Origin of the sequence: Paractinoplanes polyasparticus (genome assembly GCF_019710575.1) — a bacterium.
Taxonomy (GTDB): Bacteria; Actinomycetota; Actinomycetes; order Mycobacteriales; family Micromonosporaceae; genus Actinoplanes; species Actinoplanes polyasparticus.
Genome location: NZ_JAHWFK010000030.1, coordinates 214,716 through 224,846, shown reverse-complemented (window position 1 = coordinate 224,846; position 10,131 = coordinate 214,716). Strand labels below are relative to the sequence as shown.

Below are 10,131 nucleotides of genomic sequence, written 5' to 3'. Positions count from 1 at the left end.
ACGTCGCCCGCGAGATCTACCAACTCATCACCTCAGAGCACCCAAAACCCGCCACTTGAAATCCATAGGAGCATCCCGGGGCAGTCTTTATTTTATTCGAGCCAACTGGGAGCGGATCGGGTTATCCACAGCGGGGCGCGGCTGTGCGAGGCTGCGGTTGTGGACGACGACGTCACCAAGTTTCTGGACAGTGTCGCCGATGAGCAGCGGCAGCGGGACGCTCGACTGCTTGTCGCGCTGATGGGCGAGGTCACCGGGGAACCGGCGGCGATGTGGGGCAGCAGCATCATCGGCTTCGGGTCGCGGCACTACAAATACGAGTCGGGGCGCGAGGGGGACGTGGCTGCGATCGGGTTCTCGCCCCGCAAGGCGCAGACCGTTCTGTACCTGACGGGCTATCTCGAGGCGTACGCGGATCTGCTCGAACGCCTCGGGCCGCACACCCACGGCAAGGGCTGCCTCTATCTCAAACGGGTCGACCAGGCCGACCAGCCGGCGCTGCGCGAGATCATCGCCCGCTCCTTCGCCACCGCGAACAGTCTGCGGCAAGGCGAGTAGGCCCGGACGGGTCAGCGGAAGACCGACAGACGTACGGCCAGCACGGGATCGAGCTGTTCGAGGGCGGCAACCCGGCGACCGCCGTCGAGGGCGTCCAACTGCCGTATCAGATCGCGGATCTTGTTGTCTCCGGCATCGATGGCGTTGAGGACGGCGTGGAAGGCCCGGACGAGCAGGTCGTCGTCGAGGGTTTCCAGGTGGTCACTGAGCAGCATCCAGAGCGGCGCGACCGAGGAGCCCACCGCCATCACGGCCGGGGTCAGCAGGGAACGCAGAGCCAGCTCAGCGCCGCGGGGTGACGCCACCCGGCCGTGCGCGACCAGGATGCGGGTGACCTCCACGACCCGGTCGGGCGGCAGGCGCTCGGCGTCGGATCGGACCGCCTGCATCAGCAGGGTGACCGCGGGCGTGATTCCGGAGCCGACGGCGATGATCGCTGACGTCACCCGCTCGTAGCGGGCAGCCAGCGCGGCCGGCTCCTCCTCGAAGGCGGAGGCCAGCCACAGCTCGACCAGGCTGCGGGCGAGCGATTCGTCGGCGCCGTCGTCCAGCCGGACCCAGGTCGTCAGCGACTCCGGCAACTGGTCGATCAACGGCTCCAGCGCGTGCAGGAACGTGTCATCGCTGAGGCTGTTGCTCAGGTGCATCGACTTGAGCGCCGGCGGCAGCTGGAAGCGCGCTCGCCAGACCGGCGCGGGCTCGCTGCCGGGCGGGAATTCGTTGACCCAGCCGGCGTCCAGGGGCTCCGGTCGGGTGCCCGTTCGGTAGGTCAGCTCGACGTCGCGGCGGCCGCGGCGCCACACCCGGGTGACCGCCACGGCCTCCATGGCGTCCATGTACATGTCGCTGGGCACAGCCGCCCGCCACTGCAGAGCCGAGCCCCGCAGCCAGTAGGCCGGATCGTCGGTCCGGGTGAACAGGTCGGACGCGTAAAGCGAACCGCCCGCAGCCAGGGTCAGCAGAAGCAGATTGAACGAGTACGTGGACATCCAGTGGTCGGCGCGCTTGTCGACCGGGCGATAAGGGCTTTCGGCGTACGTCGGACGCGTCACCGCCTGACTCGTGCGCCCGGTCAGCCAGGTCCGCAACCGATCGCGATCGGGGCCGTCGAGCAGGTCGGCGATGAAGGGCAGCACCGTCGCCCGAGCGGTCAGTGCGGTGAACCCGAGCAACGAGCGCAGCAGGTCGTCGTCGCCGGCCGGGCCCAGGCGCAGCGCCAGCGTGCTCGCCGCCTCGCGCGCCTCCGTGTCGCGGACGGCCTGCACAATGAACCGGGCCACGAGGTATTCGCCGAACGTGGCGTGCAAGAACTCGTACGTCTGCAGGGTCTGATCGTCGCGGACGGCTTGGGCCCGCTGAATGAAGAAGAAACGCCCCACCATCTCCTGTCCCGCCGTGAGCGGGGTGCGGAAGGCCTCGGTACGCCCCGGACGCGACGGGCTGAGGCCGAGGCCGGCCAGATCGTCGTCCAGCTCCCGTTCCGTCACCCACAGCCGTAGCCGGTGGAACATGGCGAAGGCGACTACCGACAGCCGCAGCAACTCCTGCTCGACCAGAGCCGGGATCGCCGAGTCGGGCTGTCCGGCGTGCACCCGCCGCACCTCCCGCGCGGCGAACGAGGCGAGCAGACGTTCGTAGAGCTGCCCGCCGTCCAGGCTTCCACTGTGGAGCACGTTGCCGGCGGAGTGGTAGAGCGCAAGCATGAGAAGCAGCAACGGCTGTTCGGCGAGGTGGTGCAGCCGGCGCAGCACGGTCAGGGAGAGCGGGTCCGGCGCGGGGTTGGTCTCGTTCCACACCTCGAGCCAGCGTTCGATCTGCGCGTCGTCGAAAGGCTCCAGCCGTACGGCGAGGGCGCCGGCGGGCAGGCGGGCGCGATCGGCCACGGCGACACGGCTGGTGACCACCACCGCGACCGGCCGGCCGAGCGCAGCCTCGCGCTGCTGGAACAGTGCTACCCGCTGCAGATAATCGGACTGGTGCAGCCCGGTGGCCTGGAGCAACTCGTCGAAGCCGTCGAGCAGCACGACCGGCAGCGCACCCTCGGCATCCCGGGACAGCTCGGCCCACGACACCGTCTCGCCGATCGTGGCGCGCAGGGCCAGCTCGATCTGGTCCTGGATCTCCGCCTCGGCCGGGACGTCGCGCAGAGCCACCCGGCTGACGAAGAAGTCGCCGGCGGGCAGGCGCGCGGCGAGGATGCGGGTCAGCGACGACTTGCCCGCGCCCGGCTGGCCGAGCAGCAGCATCGGCGCCTCGGTCGCCTGCGGGGTGGTCAGGTACGAAGCGAGGAACGCGGCCAGGTCGGCGCGCGGGGCGGCGCCGGTCCACCAGTGGTCGTCGGCCGGGCGGGCGCCCGGTCCCGCCGCCCGCACGCGGAAGATCGGGTCGAGGTACGCGGCACCCAGCGCGGGCAGCAGCAGTTCGCCGTTGTCGCCGCCGAGAACGGGACGGTCGAGCTGGGCGCGGTAGGCCCGGGCCAGGGCGGCACGGTGGCGACTCGGATCGCGTCCCGAGGCAACCTGCAGCAGCACGGATTCGAGGCGTTCGAGGCCGCGGGTGGTGGCACGGGCCTCGAGGCGGCCGGCCCAGAGGGCGAACTCGGGAATCTCTTCGGCCAACCGGCGGTGGGCCTCGTCGTACCTGGTGGCGGCTCGGGCCGGAAGGGGCTGGTTGAGCAGGGCGGCCCGGGACCGATCGCTCGCAGTGTCCCAGACGGCGAGGCCGGTGAGGTGGGCCCACATCCGGTCGGCCGACTCCGCGAACCAGGAGTCGAGCCGGCGCAGAAGCTTCTCGCACGGCTCGTCGGGGGCGGGCAGCGGGATCGAGCTCGAGAGCAGGCGTTCGACCAGGGAGCCGTCGGCCGTGGTGAGGAGCAGCAACTGCTCTTCGCGGCCGAACCGCGGGTCGTCGAGCGCGGCCTCGGCCAGACACTCGTCGAGCGCCTCGAAGAACGCGGTGACGACCAGGACGGCGTGCGCGGCTTGTAGCCGACGGCTGCGATCGTGGCGACCCAGCCCTCGTACGGAATCATTGATCCGGACCGTGACCAGCTGCCCCAGCCGGACCACCTCGGTCTTGGCGTCGAACAAGCTGATCGCGAGATCGCTGCCGCCCGCCGTCGCCACGCTGAGCGCCCCGCCGAGCAGATTGTCGACGGCCTTGGCCAGCGGCCCCGTCCCGCCGAGGATCCGAACGGCATCGGCGTACGAGAGGCGCTGCGGCATCACACCATCATCGCTCAGCGTGTCATCGACGCGCGGCTGCCGGCCGCCTCCGTCGGCTGACGGATTCGACCGGAAGCCCGCACCACGTCATCGACGTGGCGCGACTCAGGCGATCTTGCGACGGTAGGCCGCCATCGCGAAGAGGTACGCCACCAGCAGGATGCCGGCGCACCAGCCGAGGGCGATCCAGATGTCGTTGCCGACCGGTTGCTGGTCCCACAGGGCGCGGATCGAGTTGACGATCGAGGTGACCGGCTGGTTCTCGGCGAAGGCCCGCACCGGGCCGGGCATCGTCTCGGTGGGGACGAAGGCCGAGCTGATGAAGGGCAGGAAGACGATCGGGTACGAGAAGGCGGCAGCACCGTCCGATGTGGACGCTGAGAGACCGGAGATCACCGCGACCCAGGTCAGCGCAAGGGTGAACATGGCCAGGATTCCGGCCACGGCGAGCCAGGCGAGGATTCCGGCCGAGGTGCGGAAGCCGATGGCCAGGCCGACCAGAATGATGACGACGACCGAGATCGCGTTGGACACGAGCGACGTCAGCACGTGGCCCCACAGCACGGACGACCGGGAGATCGGCATGGAGTGGAAGCGTTCGAAGATGCCGCCCTGCAGGTCGTTGAAGAGGCGGAAGGCGGTGTACGAGATGCCGCTGGCGATGGCGATGAGCAGCACACCGGGCATCAGGTAGTTGGTGTAGTTGTCCGTGCCGGTCTGTATCGCCCCGCCGAACACGTATCTGAACAACAGCAGGAACGCTATGGGCATGATCGTGACCGTGATGATCGTGTCGACGCTGCGGGTCACGTGTCGTACGGAACGCCCGAGCATCACGCCGGTGTCGTTGAGGACGTGGGTTGTCATCGCTGCTTCTCCTTGCCGACGATCGCCAGGAAGATCTCTTCGAGGGTGGGCTGCCGTTCGACGTACTCGACCTTGGCCGGCGGCAGCAGCTGCCTGAGCTCGGCCAGCGTGCCGGAGACGATGATCGTGCCCTGGTGCAGGATCGAGATCCGATCGGCCAGCTTCTCGGCCTCGTCCAGATACTGGGTCGTGAGGAAGACCGTCGTCCCGCCGCCGGCGAGCTTCTGGATCTCCTGCCAGACCTCGATGCGCGCCTCGGGGTCGAGCCCGGTGGTCGGCTCGTCGAGGAAGATGACCGGCGGGTCGCCGATCAGGCTCATGGCGATGTCGAGGCGGCGGCGCATGCCTCCGGAATAGGTGGCCACCCGGCGCCCGCCGGCATCGGTCAGGCTGAAGCGTTCGAGCAGGTCGTCCGCGACCCCGGCCGGATTCTTCACCCGTCGCAGCTTCGCGATCATGATGAGGTTCTCGCGACCCGAGAGGATCTCGTCAACCGCGGCGAACTGCCCGGTCAGGCTGATCGACTCGCGCACCGCGGCCGGCGCCGACGCCACGTCGAAGCCGTTGACGGTGGCGGTGCCGCTGTCGGACTTGAGCAGGGTGGCCAGGATCCGCACGATCGTCGTCTTGCCGGCGCCGTTGGAGCCGAGCAGGGCGAAGATGCTGCCGCCGGCCACCGTGAAGTCGACGCCCTTGAGCACGTGCAGGTCCTGGTAGGACTTCGTCAGTCCGGCGACTTGGATCGCCGGGTTCCGCGTTTCCATTCGGGGGAATCCCTCTCCGTCTCAGGAACGGTGGATGGTGATGTCGCCGTACGAGGTGCGACCGCGGACCTCGACGGTCTCGGCCGCGCCCTCGGGCTTGGTGGTGTTGTCGAGCTGGTTGCGTACGTGCCCGAAGCTGGTGTTGAGCTCGAGCCAGGCCGCGGTGCCCTCGGCGATGCCGACGTCGAGGTCGCCCATGGCGGTGCCCAGCACGACCGAGCCGCGGACCACCTCGCCGACGTGGATGGCCCCGTTGGCGGTCTTCGCGTCGACGCCGGCGCCGGCCCGCTCGATGTGGATGTCGCCGTTGGCCGCCCGCACCCGGAGGTCGCCCTCGACCGCGTCGATGGTGGTCTCGCCGTTGGAGTTCTTCACCACCGCGGTGCCCGCGACCTCGCCGATCTGCACCCTGCCGGAGCCGGTGGAGATGTCGGCGGATCCGGTGACGCGACCGGCGGTGACCCGGCCGGCCGACGTGCTCATGCGCAGCGGGCCGGTGTGCTCGGCGCTGACGTCGCCGGCCGCGCTCTTGAGCCGGCACTCCCCCAGCCGTCCGGAGCAGCGGAGGTCGCCCGCCGCCGTCTGGGCTGTCACGCGGGAGCCGGCCGGCAGCTCGATGGTGACGTCGACCGACCGGGTCTTGCGGGAGAAGTCGAAGAGGCGCTTGGGGCCGATGACCCTCAGCGTGCCGTCGGTGAAGTCGACGCGGACCTGGCCGGCGGCTTCCACGTCGGACTCGTCGGATTCCTCGCTCGGGCGAACCTCGACGGCAGTGTCCGTGCGCTCGCTCGCGGCGATCCGCACGTTGCCGACGCTCAGCTCGACAACGACGGAGATCGATGCGGGAGTGTCGAAAATGGGCATGGTTGTCCCCTCTTTTTGGGTCAGGGTGGGTTAGCGGACCCAGCCGGTGAAGCTCTGCACGCTTTTCTTGCGGGTGGGGGTCTCGGCCGGGGGCTCGGAGTCGGAGCGCTGAAGCCCAGCCGCGGCCGCCCGCACCAGCCAGGCGTTGACCGACCGGCCCTCCTTGGCCGCCGCCTCTTCGATGGCCGCCTTGAGCTGCTCCGGCATGCGGACGTTGATGCGGGTGGCCGGCCCGTCCTCGGCGATCACCGGATCGGCCTCGGGGGCGGCGGCGGGCGCCGCAGGAGCAGCCTCGGTGGAAGGCACCGTCACGACGAAGTTCGGGTCGCGGCCGCGCAGCCGCAGTTCGACCGAGCCCGGCGCCAGGTCCCGGGTGATCTCGTCGGCGGCTGCCGACAGCGCGTCGAGCAGCGTCATCCGGATCGCCGACTCGAGCGAGCCGGTGAGGCGTTCGACCAGCGCCCGCGATTCCTCACCACCGGCTTCGGCCAGCGTGGCGAACTCGCGGCCGAGGCTGCTCACATAGGTCGTCAAGTCCATGGCATCACTATGGCACCGTCGTGGCACCACCGCAAGACATTTTGGCACCACGATGGCACCGCGGCGATTCTGTCGGATCGGGGCGGCGTCGTTCGTAGTACACACATCAGTGAGACGACAGGAGAGAGCCATGCAGTATCTGGTTTCCGTGATCGACGACAAGTCCGGCTCCGCCACCGAGGACGAGATGACCGCCATCGACGCGTTCAACGCCGACGTCCAGGCGGCGGGTCACTGGGTCTTCGCCGGCGGCCTCAACGCGCCCAGCACGGCCACCGTGATCGACAACCGCGGCGCCGAGACGCTGTTCACCGACGGGCCGTTCCTGGAGTCGAAGGAGTACATCGCCGGCTTCTGGATCTTCGAGGCGCCCGACCTCGACGTGGCGCTCAAGCTCGCCGCCGGCGGATCGAAGGCCTGCAACCGCCGGGTCGAGGTCCGGCCGTTCTTCGGGGAATGAGCGTGACCGATGCGCACGAAGCGGCGACCCGGGCCCACCACCAGGAGTGGGCCCGGGTGGTCGCCGCCCTGACCAGGCGCTTCGGCGACCTCGACATCGCCGAGGAGGCGGCGGCCGAGGCGTTCGCGACCGCGGTCGAACGGTGGCCGGCCGACGGCGTGCCCCCGAACCCGGGCGCTTGGCTCACCACCACCGCCAACCGCAAGGCCATCGACCGGATCCGGCGCGAGAGCAAACGCGACGACAAGCAGCGGGAGGCGCAGATGTTGCGCGACGACGACCCGCCCCAGCCACCCGGCGCCATCGAGGACGACCGGCTGCGGCTGATCTTCACCTGCTGCCACCCGGCGCTCGCCCTGGAGGCCCGGGTGGCGCTGACGCTGCGCCTGGTCGGCGGCCTGACCGTGGCCGAGATCGCCCGCGCCTTCCTGGTGCGGGAGACGGCCATGGAACAGCGGATCACCCGGGCCAAGGCCAAGATCAAGGCGAACCGCGTCCCCTACCGGGTGCCCTCGGCCGAGGATCTGCCGGTGCGCGTGTCCGGCGTGCTGGCCGCGCTCTTCCTCGTTTTCAACGAGGGCTACCTGGCGACCGGGTCCGGCACTGATCCCGTACGCCGGGAATTGACCGCCGAGGCGATCCGGCTGACCCGCCTGATCCGGGCCCTGATGCCCCGCGACGGCGAGGTGACCGGGCTGCTGGCGCTGATGCTGCTCACCGAGGCCCGCCGCACCGCCCGGATCTCGGCCGACGGCGAACTGGTCACGCTGGGCGAGCAGGACCGCGGCGCGTGGGACACGGCGCTGATCGCCGAGGGCCACCATCTGGTCCGCGAACGCCTGGCCACCGGCGAACGGCCCGGCCGCTACCAGATCCTGGCCGCGATCAACGCCGTGCACACCGATGCCCGCGACGTCCGCGACACCGACTGGTCGCAGGTGGTCGCCCTCTACGACCAACTGGCGCGGATCGACCCCTCACCGATCGTCGTCCTCAACCGGGCCATCGCGGTCGCCGAACTGGACGGCCCCGACGTGGCCCTGGCCGCGATCGACCGCCTCGACCACAAGCTGGCCGGGTACCACGCCTTCCACGCGACCCGGGCCGACCTGCTGCGCCGCCTCGGGCGCAGCGGCCAGTCGCGCGCGGCCTACGACAGGGCCATCGAGCTGGCCGGAAACACCGCCGAGACCGCCTACCTGACCCGCCGCCGCGACCAGCTCGGGTAGACGCCCACACCGGCGGCGTTTCAGAACGGGTAGGTCGCCGGTTCGCCGCGCACGGTGATCCAGCGGGTCTCGGTGAAGGCGTCGATGTTGGCCGCGGCGCCGCCGAAGCGGGCGCCCGTACCGGAGGCGCCGACGCCGCCGAACGGGGCGTTGGCCTCGTCGTTGACGGTCTGGTCGTTGATGTGCACGATGCCGGTCGGGATCCGGTCGGCGACGGCGAGACCGCGCATCACATCGCGGGTGACGATGCCGAGCGACAGGCCGTACTCGCTCGCACCGGCCAGTTCCACCGCCTCATCCACCGTCGAGACGCGGGTGACCGGGGCGACCGGGCCGAACACCTCTTCGGCGAAGGCGGGCGCGGTCAGCGGCGCGTCGGCCAGCACGGTCGGGCGGTAGAACAGTTCCTCGTACGTTCCGCCCGCAGCGATCTTGGCGCCCTGACCGGCCGTGGCCGTGACCATGCCGTGGATCTTGTCGCGCTGGCCGGCGTCGATGATCGGGCCCAGGGCGACCTGGTCGGTGGCCGGGTTGCCGACGGGCAGGTGCGCCGCCTTGTCGGCCAGCCGTTCCACGAAGTCGTCGTAGACCCGGGCGGCGACCAGATGCCGGCCGGTGGTCATGCAGATCTGCCCCTGGTGGAAGAAGGATCCCCAGGCGGCCAGGTTGACCGCGGCGTCCACGTCGGCGTCGTCGAGCACCAGCAGGGCCGAGTTGCCGCCGAGTTCCAGGTGGGCCCGCTTGAGATGCTTCCCGGCGAGTTCGCCGATGCGGCGGCCGACCGGGGTCGACCCGGTGAACGAGATGACCCGGACGTGGGGGTCGGTCACCATCGCCTCGCCCACGTCGGCGCCGCCGGGCAGCATGTGCAGCAGGCCGGCGGGCAGGCCGGCCTCCTCGAAGATCCGGGCCATCAGGGTGCCGCCGGTGACCGCGGTGCGCGGGTCCGGCTTGAGGATCACCGCGTTGCCCAGGGCGAGGGCGGGCGCGACCGAGCGGATGCCCAGAATGATCGGCACGTTGAACGGCGCGATGACGCCGACCACGCCGGCCGGCACGCGGCGAACCATCGAGAGCCGCGGTTGCTCGGAGGGCAGCAGCTCACCGATGGCCCGGCTGGGCAGGCTCGCCGCCTCGTAGCATTCCTCGGCTGCGACGTGCAGAGCGAACCCGGCCATGCCGGGGACAGCGCCGACCTCGCGCACGTTCCAGTCGGAGATCTCGGCAGCGTGCTCCTGCCAGAGACTGCCGGCCTTGCGCAACACTGCCGCCCGGGCCGGATGCGGCAGCGCGGCCCACTCCTTCTGAGCCTCGGCGGCGTGGACCGCGGCATCGGCGACGTCCTGCGGGTCGGCCCGTCCCATCCGGCCGAGCGTCGCTCCCGTGGCCGGTTCGACGACGGGATAGTCGCCGCCCCCGCCAGGCACCCAGGAGCCGTTCTTGAAGATCTTCCCCTGCCAGTCGACGCTGTCGAGCAGTCCCACAGCGCACCTCCCCTTGTCAGAATCGAGCCGAGGGTTCCCGTGCCTGTTCTTTATCCCCGAGATCGTTGATCTGCACCAGCGGGCCGAGCAAACCGGCCCGCCTCTCGGATCGAGGCGGGCCGGTGTGTCGGATCCGTGTGG

Annotated in this window: 9 protein-coding genes; 3 read left to right on the top strand and 6 right to left on the bottom strand. The window is 70.3% G+C overall.

The features are described 5' to 3' along the window. Positions 1–159: 159 nt before the first annotated feature. Positions 160–558, top strand: a complete 399-nt coding sequence (locus KXC43_RS26980; protein WP_308129268.1) for a DUF1801 domain-containing protein — start codon at positions 160–162, stop codon at positions 556–558. 11 nt (positions 559–569) lie between these two features. On the opposite strand, the gene KXC43_RS26975 is transcribed toward KXC43_RS26980, so the two are convergent. The 5 genes from KXC43_RS26975 to KXC43_RS26955 all read right to left on the bottom strand — a co-directional run bounded on the left by KXC43_RS26975 (position 570) and on the right by KXC43_RS26955 (position 6,817). Beyond that, positions 570–3,782, bottom strand: coding sequence for an NACHT domain-containing protein (locus KXC43_RS26975; RefSeq protein ID WP_221378942.1), 3,213 nt, complete (start codon positions 3,780–3,782; stop codon positions 570–572). Between the two features lie 105 nt (positions 3,783–3,887). After that, a complete protein-coding gene (locus tag KXC43_RS26970; RefSeq protein WP_221378941.1) occupies positions 3,888–4,649 on the bottom strand; it encodes an ABC transporter permease in 762 nt (253 codons plus the stop codon). Beyond that, positions 4,646–5,413 carry an ABC transporter ATP-binding protein gene (locus KXC43_RS26965; RefSeq protein WP_221378940.1) on the bottom strand — a complete coding sequence of 256 codons (768 nt, stop codon included), beginning with the start codon at positions 5,411–5,413 and terminating at the stop codon, positions 4,646–4,648. The genes KXC43_RS26970 and KXC43_RS26965 overlap by 4 nt, the downstream gene beginning before the upstream one ends. 21 nt (positions 5,414–5,434) lie before the next feature. After that, on the bottom strand, positions 5,435–6,277 hold the full coding sequence (locus KXC43_RS26960; protein ID WP_221378939.1) for a DUF4097 family beta strand repeat-containing protein: 843 nt from the start codon (positions 6,275–6,277) through the stop codon (positions 5,435–5,437). Positions 6,278–6,307: 30 nt separating this feature from the next. Beyond that, positions 6,308–6,817, bottom strand: coding sequence for a YlcI/YnfO family protein (locus KXC43_RS26955; protein ID WP_221378938.1), 510 nt, complete (start codon positions 6,815–6,817; stop codon positions 6,308–6,310). 130 nt (positions 6,818–6,947) lie between these two features. Between KXC43_RS26955 and KXC43_RS26950 the strand changes: the two genes are divergently transcribed. Together KXC43_RS26950 and KXC43_RS26945 are read left to right on the top strand one after the other, a co-directional pair. After that, entirely contained in the window at positions 6,948–7,277 is a 330-nt protein-coding gene (locus KXC43_RS26950; RefSeq protein WP_221378937.1) for a YciI family protein, read from the top strand. A 2-nt stretch (positions 7,278–7,279) separates the two neighbouring features. Beyond that, positions 7,280–8,506, top strand: a complete 1,227-nt coding sequence (locus tag KXC43_RS26945; RefSeq protein ID WP_221378936.1) for an RNA polymerase sigma factor — start codon at positions 7,280–7,282, stop codon at positions 8,504–8,506. A 20-nt stretch (positions 8,507–8,526) separates the two neighbouring features. Here KXC43_RS26945 and KXC43_RS26940 read toward each other — a convergent pair whose 3' ends face one another. Continuing rightward, complete coding sequence (locus KXC43_RS26940) at positions 8,527–9,990, bottom strand: benzaldehyde dehydrogenase (protein ID WP_221378935.1); 1,464 nt, start codon at positions 9,988–9,990, stop codon at positions 8,527–8,529. Positions 9,991–10,131: the final 141 nt, after the last annotated feature.

Excerpts from the sequence above, each read along its gene's own strand:
- KXC43_RS26975 (WP_221378942.1), bottom strand. The coding sequence starts at position 3,782 with ATGCCGCAGCGCCTCTCGTACGCCGATGCCGTTCGGATCCTCGGCGGG.
- KXC43_RS26970 (WP_221378941.1), bottom strand. The coding sequence starts at position 4,649 with ATGACAACCCACGTCCTCAACGACACCGGCGTGATGCTCGGGCGTTCC.
- KXC43_RS26965 (WP_221378940.1), bottom strand. The coding sequence starts at position 5,413 with ATGGAAACGCGGAACCCGGCGATCCAAGTCGCCGGACTGACGAAGTCC.
- KXC43_RS26960 (WP_221378939.1), bottom strand. The coding sequence starts at position 6,277 with ATGCCCATTTTCGACACTCCCGCATCGATCTCCGTCGTTGTCGAGCTG.
- KXC43_RS26955 (WP_221378938.1), bottom strand. The coding sequence starts at position 6,817 with ATGGACTTGACGACCTATGTGAGCAGCCTCGGCCGCGAGTTCGCCACG.
- KXC43_RS26950 (WP_221378937.1), top strand. The coding sequence starts at position 6,948 with ATGCAGTATCTGGTTTCCGTGATCGACGACAAGTCCGGCTCCGCCACC.